Source organism: Rhodococcus sp. OK302, from assembly GCF_002245895.1.
In the GTDB taxonomy this organism is placed as follows: domain Bacteria; phylum Actinomycetota; class Actinomycetes; order Mycobacteriales; family Mycobacteriaceae; genus Rhodococcus_F.
Map to the genome: position 1 here is coordinate 2,661,001 of NZ_NPJZ01000001.1, position 19,512 is coordinate 2,680,512.

Annotated in this window: 1 protein-coding gene (only partly in view); it reads left to right on the forward strand. The window is 60.9% G+C overall.

Annotated features, from left to right (window positions below; genetic code table 11):
* Window positions 1–19,512, forward strand: the 5' portion of a protein-coding gene (locus tag BDB13_RS12340) for a non-ribosomal peptide synthase/polyketide synthase (RefSeq protein ID WP_141210637.1). It continues 9,126 nt past the right edge of the window; only the first 19,512 of its 28,638 coding nucleotides appear in the window; the start codon lies at window positions 1–3; its stop codon lies off the right edge, out of view.

Genomic DNA, 19,512 nt, shown 5'->3' on the forward strand with positions numbered 1-19,512 from the left:
GTGAATTCGCTGGGAAACGGAAAACTGGAGAGCGGTAAGTCGGAGGTCGGCAGCTCGCCGGAAGACGGTCAGCGATCAGGCGCATTCCCACTCTCAGCGGCCCAGCTCGGCATGTGGTTCGCGCAGCATCTCGATCCTTCGGTCCCGGTCAATATTGCTCAGTACGTCGAATTGCGGGGCGCACTGCAACTGAACGTGCTTCGAGAATCATGCGCCGACGCCGGCCGTGAACTCGGTTCGGCCTTCGTGCGGATCTTCGAGGTTGACGCGCAGCCCTTCCAGATCATCGACAACACCCTCGACGACTCGGTTGGTTACGTCGACGTTCGCAGTGAAGCCGACCCGCACGACGCCGCGATGCGGTGGATGCGCGCAGACCGCAGTCGTCCGATCGACATGCTCGAAGACCGATTGATCTCGGCGACCATTCTGCGGCTCGGTCAGGACCGTTACTACTGGTACACCCGGGTTCATCACACGATTCTCGACGGTTTCGGAGCGTCGACGTTTGTCACCCGGGTAGCCGAGTTGTATTCCGCTCGCGTCGAAGGCCGCGAACCTACGCCGAATGAAGCCTCCGACCTGCGGGATGTGTACGAGGTCGACAGCAAGTACCGAAAGTCCAACCGGTTCGACACCGACCGCCAGTACTGGGCTGAAAAGATTTCCGACCTCGATGAGGTCTCGAGCCTCGCCGGCCGCAGCGCTCCGCCGGAACCGGTCAGTCGGATCGACAGTGCAGCGTTGTCCAATCACGTCGAGGCGTTGCTCGCTCGGTTCCTCGAGCGGGTCGAGAATACGACGGTCGCCGGTGCTGTTGTTGCGGCTTTTGCGGCATACCTGGCGCAGATGACCGGGCGCGAGGACGTGTCGTTGTCCCTGCCCGTCTCGGGCCGAACTACGGCCGTTCTTCGTCGATCCGGTGGAATGGTCTCCAACGTCGTGCCGTTGCGACTGAAGATCACGGCCGAGACGACGGTGCAAGAACTCCTCGACAGTGTCGGCAGTGAGATGTCGGGGGCCTTGCGTCACCAGCGGTACCGCCACGAGGATATGGTCCGCGACGGTTCCGGCCCCGGTCAGGGCGGATTCTTCGGCCCGTGGATCAACATCATGATGTTTTCCACGGAACTTGCCTTCGGTCCTCTGGTTGGCGAATTGCATATTCTGTCAACGGGTTTGATCGAAGACCTTGGTGTCAACCTGTACCAGAGTGTGGGGGAGTCGCGGACACATATCGACTTCGAATCGAATCCGAATCTCTACTCCGCTGCAGAAGCCGAACGCAATCATTCGCGGTTTGTAGAGTTTCTCGAAAAGTTCATCTCCGCTGAAACCAGCCGCCGAGTCTGGGACCTGTCCGTTGCGTCCGACGAGGAACGTAAGAGGGTTGCCCTCTGGAATCGCACCGGCTATCACGTTCTCTCCCAATCCATTACCGAGCCCTTCGAACGTCAGGTCGGCAAGACTCCTGACGCGACTGCGCTGATCTTCGAGGGGAATTCACTTACCTACGGCGAGTTCGACGCCCAGGCCAACGGACTGGCACGCAAACTCATCGCAATGGGTGTCGGTCCGGAATCTCTTGTGGGATTGGCAATTCGGCGTTCGTTGGACCTTATGGTGGGTATGTATGCCATCGCGAAGGCCGGCGGAGCCTGGGTGCCGGTCGACCCCGACCACCCGGCAGATCGAACCGCGTACATCCTTGATTCAGCTCGTCCGGTGTGTGTCTTGACCACCGCCCGCGATGCGGTCGACTTCCCGCTCGGAACCAGAGTCCTCGAGATCGACGGATTTGCCGAAGCCGAACTCGACACCCGCCCAGTCGTTGATGCGGATCGTCTTGCGCCCTTGCGGTATTCGAATACGGCGTACGTCATCTACACGTCAGGTTCGACGGGACGCCCCAAGGGCGTGGCCGTCACTCACGCGGCAATCAACAATCAACTTCAGTGGATGAATGCCGAGTACCAACTCGCCGCTTCCGACGTCTACCTGCAGAAGACGGCCACAACATTCGACGTCTCCCTGTGGGGATTCTTCATGCCGCTCCGGGTTGGTGCAACCCTTGTGATCGCCACGCCGGACGGCCATCGCGACCCGATGTACGTTGCGAGCAAGATTGCCGAACATCGCGTCACCATTACGGACTTCGTGCCGTCGATGCTCACACTGTTCACTGCCAATGCCCCTGCCGGATCGTGTGATTCACTGCGTCACGTCTTTGTCATCGGTGAAGCGCTCCCGCCGGAAACGGCCGTCGCATTCCGCGAACTGTGTGGTGCGCGTCTTCATAACCTGTACGGACCCACCGAAGCTGCAGTGTCCGTGACGTACTACGAAGCGTGTGCTGCAGATACCACGTCGGTCCCGATCGGGTTGCCGCAGTGGAACACTCAAGCCTACGTCCTCGATGCGCACGTACGTCCCACCCCGATCGGGCAGCCGGGCGAACTGTATCTCGCCGGTATTCAGTTGGCTCGCGGATACGTCGGGCGACCCGATCTCAGTTCCGATCGTTTCGTGGCAAACCCCTACGGCCCGGCCGGTGAACGTATGTACCGCACCGGAGACCTCGTGCGGCGACGTGAGGACGGCAACCTCGACTACATCGGGCGTACCGACTTCCAGGTCAAATTCCGCGGTCAGCGCATCGAACTCGGCGAGATCGAGACCGTGCTGCTCGCGCATCCGGACGTCTCGCAAGCCGTTGTCCTGGTGACGCAGACACCGACAGGCGACCAGCTGGTCGGCTACATCGTTCCCAGTCCACGACGCAGTATCGAATCTGCCGTACTCAGTGAATTTGCCGGCCGAAGCCTACCGTCGTACATGGTTCCGGCTGCCCTGATGATTCTGGAAGCATTGCCGCTCAATACGAGTGGAAAGCTGGACCGAGCCGCGTTGCCCGACCCGGTATTCGAAAGCGCCAAGCAGTACCGCGAACCGCGGACCGAGGCCGAGCGGGTTGTTGCCGACGTCTTCGCCGAGGTTCTGGGCGTCGACCGAGTCGGCATCGACGACGATTTCTTCGAGCTCGGTGGAAACTCACTCGTTGCGACGCAACTGGTGACCCGCGTCGGTTCGGCTCTGGGCGTTCAGCTCGGTGTCCGCGAACTCTTCGAATCGACCACGGTGGCCGCTCTCGCTGCGCGGGCGGAATCGGTGGCGGGGAGTGCCAAATCGGTTGCACCGCTGACTGCGAAACCGCGCCCCGACGTGATCCCGCTGTCGTTGGCGCAGCAGCGCATGTGGTTCATCAATCGCCTGGACCCGTCGACGCCTGCCTACAACCTTCCCTTCACTGTTCGGTTGACGGGATCCGTCGATCCGGTAGCGCTGCACGCGGCTGTCATGGATCTGCTTGCGCGCCACGAGTCATTGCGTACCGTCTATCCCGACGTGGATGGCACTGCGCAACAGGTGATTCTGCCGATCGAGCGCGCTGCCGTGGAGTTGAATCCGACCAAGATACGCAATTCGAACCTCGATGCTGCACTGGTCGCCATCGCCGCGCGCGGTTTCGACGTGACAGTGGAGATTCCGGTGCGGGTCGCGTTGTTCGAAGTGTCGTCCACGGACTTCGTGCTCGTGATGGTTCTGCATCACATCGCAGCAGATGGATTGTCATTCCGACCCCTGGCACGCGACCTTCTTGTCGCGTATTCGGCGCGAAACGAGAATTCCGTGCCGGCCTGGATGCCGTTGCCGATTCAGTACGCGGACTACGCGTTGTGGCAGCGCGAGGCGTTGGGTTCCGAGGACGATCCACGCTCCGAGTCCGCTCGCCAAATCAGCTACTGGCGGACTGCACTGTCCGGTCTGCCGGACCAACTGGATTTGCCGACAGACCGAGTGCGTCCGGCTGTCGCGTCGAATCATGGTGCAAAGCACCATTTCCGGATCAGTGAGCGAACGACGCGCAAGCTCAACGAGTTGGCGCGTTCGAATAACGCATCACTGTTCATGGTGTTGCAGGCGGCCTATGCGGCGTTGCTCAGCCGTATCAGTGGGACAACAGACATTGCGATCGGTGCCCCGATCGGCGGACGCGGTGATCAAGCGCTCAACGACGTGATCGGTATGTTCGTCAACACCCTGGTACTTCGCACCACGGTCGATCTCGACGAGCCCTTCGTCGATCTCATTCAGCGAGTTCGCGATTCGGGACTAGCTGCCTATGCGCACGCCGATGTTCCTTTCGAGCGACTCGTCGAGGCGCTCAACCCCCCACGCTCTCGTGCCCGCCACCCGTTGTTCCAGGTTGCATTGACCGCCGAGATCAGTGCCAAACGCGAACTCGAGTTCTCGGGTGTGAAAGCGGTGGCAGCAGAACTCGAGGTGCCGATCGCGAAGTTCGACATCGAGTTGATGATCTCCGAGGGGAACGACGGGGCAGACGGATTCGACGGTCTGGAGGCGACTCTCACCTACGCGACTGATTTGTTCGACGCGTCGAGCATGGAGAAGTTCGCGAACCGCTTGGTGCGCATCGTGAATGCAGTAGTGGAAGATTCGGCCATCAAGGTCGGAGATATCGCGGTGTTCGGCAAGGACGAAGCGTCGCAGGTGCTCGACTGGTCGGTCGGTACACGAACTGCAGCTCCCAGCTCGTCCATTCTGTCTGCGTTCTATCGGAGCGTCGATTCCGACCCGTCCGCCGTCGCCGTATCGGATCAGACACGAGTGCTGACCTACGAAGAGTTGGACAGACGGTCGACCGTACTCGCCCGGAGTTTGGAGACTGCCGGCGTCGGCGTCGGCGACGTGGTTGCTTTGACGGTCACGCGGTCGTGGCAGTGGGTCGTGGCAATGTTGGGTGTCTGGAAGGTCGGGGCTGCGTACGCTCCCATCGATCCGAGCTTCCCGCAGGAGCGTATTCAGTCCATTCTCGAAGACACCGATGCGTCGTGTGTGGTGAGTGCGCAGGCCGTCGATCTGAGCATCCCTGTGCTCGTTGTGGAATCCGAGGATTCCACGGACGTCGCCGTGATCCGTCCGATCGACCCGTGGGTTGGTGCGAGGGCGAAAGATCATCTCGGATACGTGATTTCGACCTCCGGTTCGACGGGTCGACCGAAGCCGACGATGGTACCGATGGGCGGCATCGAGAACACCGTCACGTGGTACCGATCCGAGCTCCCGGAAGACGGGCCGATTCTTGTTGCGTCTTCGCCGAGTTTCGACCTGACACAGAAAAACGTGTGGGCAGCGCTGGCCAATGGAGTGCCGCTCCATCTCAGCGGAGCCGGCTTCGATCCTCAGGAGATTCTGGCGACCATCGAAGCGGGTGGCGTCCGTGTGGCGAACCTGTCGCCGAGTGCTTTCATCGCGCTTTCGGATGCGGACCTCGACGGAGTGTTGTCGCAATTGGATGTTGCGTTCCTCGGTGGTGAACCCATCCAGATCTCCAGGTTGGCGCATCTCATGCGCGACGGCGTCCGGATCGTCAACAGCTACGGACCGACCGAGGCTTCCGACGTTGTTTCGGCTCTTGCGGCGACCTCCGAACACATCAGTGGTGTCCCGATCGGAACGCCGATTCCGAACATCGACCTGTTTGTTCTCGACACCCGGTTGCATGCCGTTCCGGCAGGAATGATCGGCGAACTCTACGTGTCCGGCGTCGGTGTCGGGCGTGGCTACGGTGGTCGATTCGACGTGACGGCTGAGCGATTCGTCGCAAATCCATTCGTGACCGGCGGTTCCAGGATGTACCGCACCGGCGACCTTGTCCGATGGAATGACCAGGGACAATTGGACTACGTCGGCCGTAGCGACTTCCAGGTGAAGTTGCGTGGTCTGCGTATCGAACTGGGCGAAATCGAGACTGCCCTCGTCGCCCTCGACACGGTAGTCCAAGCGGTTGTGTTGATGCACAGCGACGAGCGACTGGGCGATCAGCTCGTTGCGTATGTCGTTGGCGACGGTCAATCGGTGATTGACCCGGACGCACTTTCGCCGGCCATCGCAGCGACGCTACCCGAGTACATGATCCCGTCGTCATTCATGATCGTGGATGAAATTCCGCTCACCTCCAACGGCAAACTGGATCGTCGTGCGCTCCCGGTTCCCGTGTTCGAGGTTCGCAATTTCCGTGCACCGACAACCCCGGTCGAAGAGATTGTCGCGCAGGTGATTGCGGACGTCCTCGGTGCGGAACGTGTCGGTCTCGACGACGATTTCTTTGCACTCGGTGGAAACTCGCTGATCGCCACGCAGGTCACTTCCCGGCTGGGCAAGGCCCTCGACACCTCCGTGCCGGTTCGGATGTTGTTCGACGTCTCGACCGTCGAGGCACTTGCTGCGCGCCTCGAGGTTCACGCGGGCAGTGGCGGGCGTAGAGCGCTTGTCGCGCAGGCTCGTCCAGCTCACATTCCATTGTCGCTCGCGCAGCAACGCATGTGGTTCTTGAACCGATTCGACACCGATTCCGCCGCGTACAACATCACCTTTGCATTGCACCTGACCGGAACTCTTGACGTCGTCGCAATGGAACAGGCGCTCGAGGACGTACTGGCCAGGCACGAGGTCCTTCGTACGGTCTATCCCGATACAGATTCCGGCCCGGTCCAGTCGGTTCTCGATGTCGCGCAGATTTTCCGAGGTCTGGATGTCGTCGACGTCGACGAATCGGATCTCGAAGACAGTATTGCCGCAGTAGGTTCCACGACGCTCGACATCACCGTCGACGCACCGATCCGCGTCCGATTGTTGACGCGCAATGACAACGCGCACGTTCTGGCGATCATGGTTCACCACATCGCCGCCGACGGTTGGTCTATGGCGCCGTTGGGTCGAGACGTCATGATCGCGTACTCCGCGCGCAAGGACGGCATCGCGCCGCAGTGGCACCCACTGCCGGTCCAGTATGCGGACTACTCGCTGTGGCAGCGTGAGGTACTCGGATCGGAAGATGATTCGGCTTCGTTGATGTCGCAGCAGATTTCGTTCTGGACCGAGACCTTGTCGGGCCTACCCGATCAGATCGAGCTTCCCCTCGATCGTCCTCGTCCAGATGTTGCGTCGATGCGTGGTGAGCGATTCGCCTTCGAGATCTCGGCTGATGTACATGCCCGACTCGACGCCGTTGCGCGCGAGAACAATGCAACTCTGTTCATGGGGCTGCATGCTGCGCTCGCCGTGCTGCTCGCGAGACTGAGTGGAACGTCCGATATCGCCGTGGGAACGCCGGTGGCTGGTCGAGGCGACCAAGCTTTGGACGATCTTGTCGGGATGTTCGTGAATACCCTCGTATTGCGGACGGATGTCGATTCGTCCGCGCCGTTCACGGATCTGCTCCAGGCCACCAGTGATGTAGCGCTGAGCGCGTTCGGCCACGCCGACGTACCGTTCGAGCGACTGGTGGATGTTCTGTCGCCGACACGCTCGCAGGCCCGGCATCCCCTGTTCCAAGTTGTTCTGTCTTTGCAGAATCTGGCGCAGACCGAGTTGGAGCTGCCTGGTCTGGCAGTCAAGGCTGTCGAAATCGACACGACAACAGCGAAGTTCGATCTCGAACTGTCGGCTACCGAGTCGATCGGCGTGCACGGAGAACTGCAGGGCATCTCGGCAGAGTTTACCTACGCTGCCGACTTGTTCGACGCCGACACCGTCGAAGGCTTTGCTCAGCGTTTGATTCGCATTCTGGAATCCGTGGTGGCAAACCCGGCCATTACTGTCGGCGACATCGAGATCCTCGACTCCGACGAACGACTGGCGCTGACCGATGTGCATGGTCCCGAGGGTATTTCGGGGACTCTGGCGGAAATTCTCGTGAACGCCGCGTCCGTGAATCCTGCCGCGGAGGCCATCCGCTACGGCGATGTGACGATCACGTATCAGGACCTGGATGCACGTTCGTCCCAGTTGGCACGCGTCTTGATCGCTCAAGGCGTCGGACCCGAAGATCGAGTGGCCATTGCCATTCCGAGATCTGTCGAGTCGGTCCTCGCGCTGTGGGCGGTGGCCAAGACGGGTGCTGCATTTGTACCGGTCGACCCGACGTATCCGGTAGACCGTGTTGCACACATGATCTCCGACTCCGGTGCCGCGCTTGGTCTTACGACAAGTGAGTTCGCGTCGACGCTTCCGACCGCGACAACCTGGATGGCACTCGACGAAGCCGAGTTCGAGGCAACCCGCGCTGCGCAGCCCACGGCTTCGATCGGTGTTCTGGAATTGCGTGCGCCGATTCGCGAGCAGAATGCTGCCTACGTCATCTACACCTCAGGCACCACCGGACTTCCCAAGGGCGTAGTCGTAGACAACGCCGGTGTGGCGAACTTCTGCGCCGAGCAGGTCGAACGCTACGAGTTGAGCGCCGACGCCCGGACTCTGCACTTCGCGTCTCCGAGCTTCGACGCGTCGGTGTTGGAACTGTTGATGGCTTTCGGTGCCGCATCGACCATGGTGATCGCGCCGACGAGTGTCTACGGCGGGGCCGAACTGGCTGAGATCCTGCAGTTGCACTCTGTCACTCACGCATTCATCACACCGGCAGCATTGGCCTCCGTGGACCCTGCCGGCCTGGACGCACTGAGGGTTGTTGTTGTCGGCGGTGAAGCCAGTTCCCGGGGACTGGTGTCCAAGTGGGCTGTGCCGCTGCCGGATGGTTCGGTACGCGGCTTCTTCAACGCCTACGGACCCACCGAATCCACTGTTGCCAGCAATATCAGTGACACGCTGACCGCGTTCGATCGCATGAACATCGGCGGACCTGTCCGTGGAATGTCTGCGCGAATCCTCGACGACCGTATGCAGCCGGTACCGGTCGGGGTTGCCGGCGAGCTTTACGTATCGGGCATCCAGGTCGCTCGGGGATACCTGGGGCAGCCGGGACTGACATCCGGCCGATTTGTCGCAGACCCCTTCGGTGGCCCCGGCGATCGCCTCTACCGCACCGGTGACATTGTCCGGTGGATCGACGGTCGCATCGTGGAATACGTGGGCCGCAGCGACTTCCAGGTGAAGATTCGCGGATTCCGCATCGAACTTGGCGAAATCGAAGCAGCCCTTACACGTTGTGACGGTGTTGCGCATGCCGTGGTCATTGTGCGAACTGACGAGCATTTCGGGGATCGTCTTGTCGGGTATGTAGTTCCGAAGTCGGGAGCCACCGTAGTACCCGCAACGGTGACGGCATCAGTCTCGAAGTTCTTGACCGGATACATGGTTCCGGACGCGATTCTTGTCCTCGACTCCATTCCCTTGACCGCGGCAGGAAAGACCGATACACAGTCACTTCCCGACCCGGAGTTTGTGGCCAAGACCTATCAGGCGCCGGTCTCCTCTGCTGAAGAGGCTGTTGCCCAGGTCTTTTCCGAGGTTCTCGGCGTTGCCCACGTTGGTCGCAACGACGACTTCTTCGAACTTGGTGGAAACTCGTTGGTCGCGACTCGGGTGGCGGCCAGGCTCGGCGACGCTCTCGACACGACCGTCCCCGTCAGAGCATTGTTCGAGGACTCAACGGTTGCGGCCTTGGCAGCTCGCCTCGAGGTGCATTCAGGTTCCGGTGCCGTGGCGGCGCTGGTTCCGCAGACGCGTCCCGCACGAATTCCGTTGTCGTTGGCGCAGCAGCGGATGTGGTTCCTCAATCGCTTCGAACCGGAATCTGCCGTCAACAACATTCCGATTGCAATCCGGATCGCCGGTGCGCTCGACGTGGATGCCCTGAGCCAGGCGATTCGCGACGTGATCGGGCGCCACGAAGTGTTGCGCACCGTATACCCGGACATCGACGGTGTCGGGTACCAGGAGATCCTGCCGGCAGATGTAGCTCTCGAACTGGTTCCGACGGCGCTGACAGCTGCTGAACTGCCCGAAGCAGTCGCGAATTTGGCGACGGCACCCTTCGACGTGACGTCCGAGATTCCGTTGCGGGCAGCGTTGTATCGAGTGGATTCAGCGGATTACATTCTGATGTTCGTGGTCCACCACATCTCCACCGACGGTTTCTCCATGGGACCGCTTACCCGCGACGTCATGGTCGCGTATGAGGCACGTACCCGTCACCGCGTTCCGGAGTGGGCACCGTTGCCGGTGCAGTACGCGGATTACACGCTGTGGCAGCGCAGCGTTCTCGGTTCGGAGGACGATTCCGAATCGATCATCGCGAAGCAGATCGCGTACTGGTCTGCAGCACTTGCCGATCTGCCCTCGCAGTTGGATCTGCCGAGTGATCGCACCCGCCCCGAGGTTGCATCAGGACAGGGTGCCACTGTGTCCTTCGACCTCGATGTTGACCTGCACGACGCAATCAATGAGCTGGCACTGCAATCCAACTCCACACCGTTCATGGTCGTGCACGCGGCGTTGGCCGTTTTGCTGTCACGATTGACGGCGACGACGGATATCGCGATCGGAACTCCGATTGCCGGTCGCGGAGACGCGCAGCTCGACAATCTGATCGGCATGTTCGTCAACACCCTGGTGCTGCGTACCGAGGTCGATCCGTCGATGTCGTTCACCGAATTGCTGGCTTCTGCACGTGAAGTGGATCTGCAGGCCTTCGCGCACGCGGATGTTCCGTTCGAGCGTCTCGTCGAGGCTATCGATCCGGTGCGCTCGCGCGCACATCACCCGCTGTTCCAGGTGGCGTTGACTTTCCAGAATCTGGAGCACACCACGCTGCAACTCAGTGATCTCGCAATCACTATCGACAATGCAGACTTGGCGTTGGCCAAGTTCGACCTCCAGCTGACCATCACGGAAAGAACAAACGAATCCGGCTCTGCTGCCGGTATTTCGGCGTCCTTGACATATGCGACAGATCTGTTCGACGAATCCACTGTGACGTCGTTCGCTGATCGGTTCGCCTCGATCTTGCGTGCGGTTTCTGCTGATCCGAGTGTTGTTGTCGGTGATGTCGATGTCCTGGCTGCGGGCGAGTTGGATCGGGTGCTCTCGTGGAGCGAGACCGGGGTTGATTCCGGTGTTTCGTCGACGTTGCCGGCGTGGTTCGACGTTGCGGTGTCGCGGTTCGGTGATCGGACTGCGGTGCGGTTCGGTGACGTGTCGTTGTCGTACGGTGAGTTGTCGGATCGGGCGAATCGTTTGGCGCGCCGGTTGATTGCTCAGGGTTGCGGTCCGGAGTCGTTGGTGGCTGTGGCGTTGCCGCGGTCGGCTGATCTTGTGGTGGCGTTGTTGGCGGTGGTGCAGACCGGTGCGGGGTATCTGCCGGTGGATCCGTCGTATCCGGTTGATCGTATTGAGTTCATGTTGGCGGATGCTGCGCCGGTGTGTGCGATTTCGTGGTCGGGTCGTGAGTTGGTGTTGCCGGTGGATCTGCCGGTGGTCGATATCGACACGGTTGATCTGTCGGGTGTGGATGGTTCGCCGATCTCGGATTCGGATCGTGTTGCGCCGCTGCGGACCTCGAATGTTGCGTATGTGATTTACACGTCGGGTTCGACGGGTCGCCCGAAGGGTGTGCAGGTTCCGCATTCGACGGTGGCGAAGTTGTTCGCGAATACCGAGAGTGTGTACGGGTTCGACGAGTCCGATGTGTGGACGATGTTCCACAGTTATGCGTTCGACTTTTCGGTGTGGGAGCTGTGGGGTCCGCTGCTGTACGGCGGCACGTTGGTTGTGGTCGATTACGTGACGTCGCGTTCGCCGGAGCAGTTCCTGGAATTGCTGGCGCGGGAGCGGGTGACGGTTCTGAATCAGACGCCGTCGGCGTTCTATCAGTTGGCTGAGGCTGATCGGTTGGCATCCGAATCCGGTGCGGCGCTGGAGTTGTCGTTGCGTTGGGTTGTTTTCGGCGGCGAGGCGCTCGAGCTTCGGCGGTTGTCGGAGTGGTACGGCCGCCGCGGTGACGTGTCGCCGACGTTGGTGAACATGTACGGCATCACGGAGACGACGGTGCATGTGTCGCATCGCGTGCTGGATGTGGTGATGGCGGCGGATGCGTCGGCGAGTGTTGTGGGTCAGGCTATTTCGGGTCTGCAGGTGTTCGTGTTGGATAGGCGTTTGGCTCCGGTGCCGGTGGGTGTCGCGGGTGAGATGTATGTCTCGGGTGTGCAGTTGGCTCGGGGTTACCTCGGCCAGGCTGGGTTGACGTCGACTCGTTTTGTGGCGAGTCCGTTCTCTGCTGGTGAGGTGCTGTATCGCACGGGTGACGTCGCCTCGTGGAACGCGGACGGTGATCTGGAGTATCTGGGTCGCGCGGATGATCAGGTGAAGATCCGTGGTTTCCGGATCGAGATCGGTGAGATCGAGTCTGCTGTGCTGGCGGATGTGTCGGTGGCGCAGACGGCTGTGATCGTGCGTGAGGATTCGCCGGGGGATCAGCGTCTGGTGGCGTATGTGGTGCCGGCGATCGGTGCGAGTGTGTCGGTGGACGAGTTGCGGGCGGGTGTTGCCGGTGTGTTGCCGGAGTACATGGTGCCGTCGGCGTTTGTGGTGTTGGATGCGATTCCGTTGACGGTGAACGGGAAGTTGGATCGTCGGGCGTTGCCGGTGCCGTCGCTGCGGACTCGGGTGTTCCGGGCGCCGACGTCGGTGGTGGAAGAGGTTGTTGCGCAGACGTTTGCGGATGTTCTGGGTATCGAGCGTGTGGGCTTGGATGATGATTTCTTTGCTCTGGGTGGCAACTCGTTGGTGGCGACGCAGGTTGTGTCTCGTTTGGGTCAGGCTTTGGATGCTTCTGTGGGTGTGCGGGAGTTGTTCGAGGCGTCGACGGTTGCAGAGTTGGCAGCACGGATCGGCGGATACGTCGGTGCCGGGGCACAGTCTGCCCTTATGCCGCAGGAACGTCCGGCCAAGATTCCGTTGTCGTTCGCGCAGCAGCGGATGTGGTTCCTCAATCGCTTCGATACAGCATCAACTGTCAACAACATCCCCGTGGCTGTGAGGTTGACAGGCAGCCTGGACATCGACGCTCTTCGTACCGCGATTCTGGACGTCATCACACGGCACGAAGCACTTCGCACGCTGTACCCGGAAATCGAAGGCATCGGCTATCAGCAGATCCTCGAACCTGAAGCTGTCGCGCTTGCACTCGATGTGGCGCGGATCAACAATGAGCAGTTGAACACTGAACTGTATGCGTTCTTCGGAGAGCACTTCGACGTCACCGTCGAGGTTCCGTTGCGGGCCAAGCTGTTCCAGGTTGCCGACAGTGAGTTCGTGCTTTCCTTCGTGATCCACCACATCTCCACCGACGGTTTCTCGATGGGACCGTTGACTCGCGATGTGATGACTGCGTACTTCGCACGTAGCAATGGACAAGCCCCCGCGTGGACACCGTTGCCGGTGCAGTATGCCGACTACGCGTTGTGGCAGCGTGAGGTACTCGGTTCCGAGGACGACCCACAGTCCGTCATCGCACAGCAGATCTCCTACTGGAATGACACTCTCGCGGACTTGCCGGAACTGTTGGACCTGCCGAGTGATCGCACGCGTCCCGAGATCGCTTCGGGTCGAGGATCGAACCACGCATTCGAGATCGACCCGCAGTTGTGGGCCGATGTCGAAGCAATAGGCCAGAGCGCCAACGCGACCCCGTTCATGGTTGTCCATTCAGCATTGGCCGTATTGCTCGCACGGATGTCCGCGACCACTGATATCGCGATCGGTGCACCGATCGCGGGCCGCGGCGAAGCGGAACTCGACGATCTGATCGGCATGTTCGTCAACACCCTGGTGCTGCGTACCGAGGTCGATCCGTCGATGTCGTTCACCGAATTGCTGGCCTCTGCACGTGAAGTGGATCTGCAGGCCTTCGCGCACGCGGATGTTCCGTTCGAGCGCCTCGTCGAGGCCATCGATCCTGTTCGCTCACAGGCACACCACCCGCTGTTCCAGGTTGCTCTGACGTTCCAGAACCTCGGCCAGAGTGCTCTCGAATTGCCCGGACTCACCGTCGGCGCAGTCGAATTCGATGCGGCAGTTGCCAAGTTCGACCTCCAGTTCACGCTCGAGGAATCCGACACGAACAGCATGTCCGTCACTCTGACGTATGCCACGGATCTGTTCGACGCATCGACGGCAGCCACATTCGCGGATCGATTCCTTCGGATTCTCCGTGGAGTGGTAGCTGATTCCGCAGTGGCTGTCGGTGATGTCGATGTGCTCGTAGAGGGCGAACGAAACCTACTGTCGGCGTTCAGTGCAAGTTCCGCTGATTCCGGTGTTTCGTCGACGTTGCCGGCGTGGTTCGACGTTGCGGTGTCGCGGTTCGGTGATCGGACTGCGGTGCGGTTCGGTGACGTGTCGTTGTCGTACGGTGAGTTGTCGGATCGGGCGAATCGTTTGGCGCGCCGGTTGATTGCTCAGGGTTGCGGTCCGGAGTCGTTGGTGGCTGTGGCGTTGCCGCGGTCGGCTGATCTTGTGGTGGCGTTGTTGGCGGTGGTGCAGACCGGTGCGGGGTATCTGCCGGTGGATCCGTCGTATCCGGTTGATCGTATTGAGTTCATGTTGGCGGATGCTGCGCCGGTGTGTGCGATTTCGTGGTCGGGTCGTGAGTTGGTGTTGCCGGTGGATCTGCCGGTGGTCGATATCGACAAGGTTGATCTGTCGGGTGTGGATGGTTCGCCGATCTCGGATTCGGATCGTGTTGCGCCGCTGCGGACCTCGAATGTTGCGTATGTGATTTACACGTCGGGTTCGACGGGTCGCCCGAAGGGTGTGCAGGTTCCGCATTCGACGGTGGCGAAGTTGTTCGCGAATACCGAGAGTGTGTACGGATTCGACGAGTCCGATGTGTGGACGATGTTCCACAGTTATGCGTTCGACTTTTCGGTGTGGGAGCTGTGGGGTCCGCTGCTGTACGGCGGCACGTTGGTTGTGGTCGATTACGTGACGTCGCGTTCGCCGGAGCAGTTCCTGGAATTGCTGGCGCGGGAGCGGGTGACGGTTCTGAATCAGACGCCGTCGGCGTTCTATCAGTTGGCTGAGGCTGATCGGTTGGCATCCGAATCCGGTGCGGCGCTGGAGTTGTCGTTGCGTTGGGTTGTTTTCGGCGGCGAGGCGCTCGAGCTTCGGCGGTTGTCGGAGTGGTACGGCCGCCGCGGTGACGTGTCGCCGACGTTGGTGAACATGTACGGCATCACGGAGACGACGGTGCATGTGTCGCATCGCGTGCTGGATGTGGTGATGGCGGCGGATGCGTCGGCGAGTGTTGTGGGTCAGGCTATTTCGGGTCTGCAGGTGTTCGTGTTGGATAGGCGTTTGGCTCCGGTGCCGGTGGGTGTCGCGGGTGAGATGTATGTCTCGGGTGTGCAGTTGGCTCGGGGTTACCTCGGCCAGGCTGGGTTGACGTCGACTCGTTTTGTGGCGAGTCCGTTCTCTGCTGGTGAGGTGCTGTATCGCACGGGTGACGTCGCCTCGTGGAACGCGGACGGTGATCTGGAGTATCTGGGTCGCGCGGATGATCAGGTGAAGATCCGTGGTTTCCGGATCGAGATCGGTGAGATCGAGTCTGCTGTGCTGGCGGATGTGTCGGTGGCGCAGACGGCTGTGATCGTGCGTGAGGATTCGCCGGGGGATCAGCGTCTGGTGGCGTATGTGGTGCCGGCGATCGGTGCGAGTGTGTCGGTGGACGAGTTGCGGGCGGGTGTTGCCGGTGTGTTGCCGGAGTACATGGTGCCGTCGGCGTTTGTGGTGTTGGATGCGATTCCGTTGACGGTGAACGGGAAGTTGGATCGTCGGGCGTTGCCGGTGCCGTCGCTGCGGACTCGGGTGTTCCGGGCGCCGACGTCGGTGGTGGAAGAGGTTGTTGCGCAGACGTTTGCGGATGTTCTGGGTATCGAGCGTGTGGGCTTGGATGATGATTTCTTTGCTCTGGGTGGCAACTCGTTGGTGGCGACGCAGGTTGTGTCTCGTTTGGGTCAGGCTTTGGATGCTTCTGTGGGTGTGCGGGAGTTGTTCGAGGCGTCGACGGTTGCAGAGTTGGCGGCCCGTTTGGGCTCGCACATGGGCGGCGGTTCACGCCTCGCACTGACTGCGCAGAATCGACCGGCGCAGGTGCCGCTGTCATTCGCGCAGCAGCGGATGTGGTTCCTCAACCAGTTGGATACCACTTCTGCTGCCAGCAACATTCCGATGGCAATTACGCTCACCGGTGAGCTGGATCAGGCAGCCTTGTACGACGCCGTCATGGACGTGCTCAAGCGCCATGAGGTTCTGCGTACGGTCTACCCCGAGGTTGACGGCACGGGATACCAGCGGATTCTTCCGGCAGCGGCGGTTCCGGTAAATCTTGCTCCGGTACAGGTCGATGCGTCCGACATCGTGTCGGCCGTGACCGAATTCTGTTCGGCCGGTTTCGACGTCACCACTGAGGTTCCGTTGCGGGCCACACTGTTCCAGGTTGTCGACAACAGTTTTGTCCTGGCCATCGTCATCCATCACATCTCCACCGACGGTTTCTCGATGGGACCGTTGACTCGCGATGTGATGAGTGCGTACTACGCGCGGTCAGCGGGAAACACTCCGACGTGGGCGCCGTTGCCGGTTCAGTACGCAGACTATGCGCTGTGGCAGCGGGAGGTTCTCGGATCGGAAGCCGACGCCGAATCTGTTCTGGCTCAGCAAATCGACTACTGGGCACGCACGCTCGATGGTGTCCCGGATCAGATCACACTGCCGAGCGACCGAGTTCGCCCGGCTGTGTTCACAGGGCGCGGCGCAACACTGAGTTTCCCCGTCTCTGCCGAGACACATCGCGGGCTACTCGCAGTAGCACGCGATAACCAGGCGTCGCTGTTCATGGTGATGCACTCGGCATTGGCAACCCTGCTCGCACGGTTGTCCGGTACCGCTGACATTGCCGTCGGTACACCCGTCGCCGGTCGCGGTGAGGCGGAACTCGACGATCTGATCGGCATGTTCGTCAACACCTTGGTGCTGCGTACCGAGGTGGATCCGGGGATGCGTTTCCGCGATCTACTGGCGTCCGCGCGCGAGACCGACCTTGCAGCCTTTGCGCACGGAGACGTGCCGTTCGAGCGGTTGGTCGATGTTCTCGATCCCGTTCGCTCGCAGGCTCACAATCCGTTGTTCCAGGTGGCCTTGGCCTTCCAGAACCTGAGGCAGAGCCAACTGACTCTGCCGGGGCTCGACATCGCAGAGTTCGACATCACCGAAACCGTTGCCAAGTTCGATCTGCAGTTGACGTTGGTCGAAGCTGTTGACGGTCAAGGAATGACGGCGACCTTCACTTACGCGACGGATCTGTTCGACGAGGGGACAGTTGTCTCCTTCGCTGCCCGGTTGACTCGCATTCTCGAAGCGGTTGTCGTGGATGCTGCCCAGCCCGTCGGCGACATCGACATCCTCGAAATACCTGAGCGTCTCGAATTGACCAGTTGTCGAGCATCTTCGGGTATCTCACCGAAGCCTTTGGCCGACATCCTGGCCGAGACCGCATTGCAGTATCCGGGCAACGAGGCACTCCGCTTCGAGGATCGTTCGATGACCTATGCCGAGGTCGACGCGTGGTCCTCCCAGCTTGCCCGCGTTCTGATCGCCCGTGGTTTGGGTGCGGAAGATCTGGTGGCGGTATCGATTCCGCGTTCCATCGAATCGGTTCTGCTCGTGTGGGCGGTGTCCAAGACCGGTGCGGCCGTGGTACCGATCGATCCGCATTACCCGGCTGACCGCATCGCACACATGGTGTCCGACTCGGGTGTCGCAGTAGGCCTGACGCTGGAAGCCGAAGTGGCGGGTCTCACGGATACCGTCGAGTGGCTAGCCGTCGACAGTGCGCACTGTGCCGAACTGATGGCAGCGCAGGACAGTTCACCAGTGCGCGCCGACGAGCGCGTTCGCCCGGTTCTGCCGGCACATCCGGCCTGGGTGATCTACACCTCGGGAACTACGGGCTTGCCCAAGGGCGTCGTGGCAACCGGCGCCGGCCTCGCGAGCTTCAGTGCGACGCAGGCACAGCACTACAAGGTCACTCCGAACTCTCGCACCCTGCACTTCGCATCGCCGAGCTTCGATGCGTCCATGCTCGAGCTGTTCCTGGCTGTAGCTACCGGCGCAGCCATGGTGATCGTGCCGACGTCGATCTATGGCGGCGACGAGTTGACTGAACTGTTCACGTCGGAACGTGTCACGCATGCGTTCATTACGCCGGCGGCTTTGGCGTCGATGGACCCGTCCGGTCTCGACGACCTCGCAGTTGTCGGGGTGGGAGGCGAGGCGTATTCGCCGGAGTTGATGGCGAAGTGGGCGGATCAGCCGAATCGTCGTCGGACTTTCCTCAATGTGTACGGACCGACCGAGACCACCATCGTCACCAACGTCAGTGAGCCGTTGATGCCGGGCGACCGGATGACCATCGGCGGAACCATCGGCGACATGGCGGCATTCGTGCTTGATACGCGTTTGCAGCCCGTTCCGGTGGGTGTTGCCGGTGAGCTGTATCTTTCGGGCCCGCAGGTTACGCGCGGTTACCATCGCCGTCCGGGTTTGAGTGCGGATCGTTTTGTCGCGAACCCGCACGGTCTGCCCGGTGAGCGCATGTACCGCACGGGTGACATTGTGCGCTGGACTGATCAGTTCGCGGTGGAGTATGTGGGTCGCAACGACTTCCAGGTCAAGATCCGTGGTTTCCGTATCGAGCTCGGTGAGATCGACGCGGCCCTTACGGCACATTCCGACGTCGAGTTTGCAGCGACGATGGGCACGACCCTGGCATCGGGTGCGACCGCGCTGGTTTCGTACGTATTCATCGGCAAGGATTCGGCTGTGAGTTCGGCAGAGCTGAGTGAGTTCGTCTCGCGCACTCTGCCCGCGCATATGGTGCCGGCGTCGATCATGGTTTTGTCCGACATGCCGTTGACCCCGGCGGGCAAGCTGGATCGAAAGGCTCTGCCCGAGCCCGTATTCGAGGTCAAGGAGTTCCGCGCTCCCACCACGGAGATGGAACGAATCCTCAGCGAGGTCTTCGCGGACGTACTCGGACTTGACCAGATCGGCACCGACGATTCGTTCTTCGCTCAGGGCGGCGACTCGATCATGTCGATTCAGTTGGTTTCGCGCGCCAAGGGACGTGGAATTCTCTTCTCTCCCAAGGATGTGTTCGAGAACAAGACTGTTGCGGCACTGGCGGAGGTCGCTGTATTCGGCTCCGATGCCGACGTAGCCACTGTTCTGGCGGAGATCGAGGGCGGTGGCACCGGTTGGATGCCGCTGACTCCGATCGAGCGATTCATGTTCGAACGTCCCGGTAGCTACCAGCGATTCAACCAGTTGTTGACGCTGGAACTTCCGCAGGGAATCGACCGGACCGGCGTTGTCGAAACATTGACCGCTGTGATCGATCACCACGACATGTTCCGATCGCGTCTCGTGAACGATCAGCGCGGTCCCGGCCTGTCGGTGTCCGAGCCCGGCACGGTCGATGCCGACGCACTGGTACGCCGGGTGTCGGTGGATCCCGCAGTGGCAGAAGCAGAACTGACTGCCATCGCGTCGGGAGCACTCGACGATGCACTCGGTCGATTGAATCCCGCAGCGGGCGTCATGGCGCAGTTCGTCTGGATCGACTTCGGCGAC